Source organism: Vibrio sp. YT-19(2023) (assembly GCF_033337395.1).
Genome location: NZ_JAWOQN010000897.1, coordinates 1 through 565, shown reverse-complemented (window position 1 = coordinate 565; position 565 = coordinate 1). Strand labels below are relative to the sequence as shown.

At 47.8% G+C, this 565-nt stretch carries 1 protein-coding gene and 1 pseudogene; both read right to left on the bottom strand.

Annotation, left to right across the window (positions count from 1 at the left end; translation table 11 throughout):
* Window positions 1-327: SDR family NAD(P)-dependent oxidoreductase (locus R7E78_RS29060; protein ID WP_318059009.1), on the bottom strand; the 327-nt coding region annotated here is incomplete at its 3' end.
* Window positions 328-335: 8 nt separating this feature from the next.
* Window positions 336-565: pseudogene (locus tag R7E78_RS29055) on the bottom strand (biliverdin-producing heme oxygenase); the annotation flags it as partial.

Below are 565 nucleotides of genomic sequence, written 5' to 3'. Positions count from 1 at the left end.
TTGGATTTCGTCTGCAATCTGCGTTGGTCGTTTGTGGCTTAACAACGAGAAATCGTTGCTGCCCGCATTGTTAATCAGTGCGTCCACTTTTTGATGTTGGCGCGCTCGATCTTTAATCGCTGTTAATCCTTCTGATGAGGTGATGTCTGCAACGACTACATCATGATGTTCTGGATTTGACAGTTCACGCTGTAGTGTTTGCAAGCTCTCTTCGTTTCGCCCAACAAGAATGAGGCTGGCTCCGCGTTTTGCTAACTCGCGCGCGATGGCTTGCCCAATTCCGCCCGTTGCGCCTGTCAGGAGAATGGTGCTGTTGTGAATGTTCATGCTTCACCTCACGCCGCTTGTTGGGTTGAGAAGGAAGGCAAAGAGCGCAGCATTTGTCCGTACAATGCGAACACCATTTTTGCGGAGTCGATGATGACTTGTTGATCTTCCACTTTGGTGATTTTGTTCATCAGTGATTCAAAAAATTGCAGATGATCTTGGTCTAACACGCTGTGTGAAACTAGGTAAGTCATTGCTGAAGGCGGTAGGCTTAGCGTTGACCGGATTTTTTCTGCCA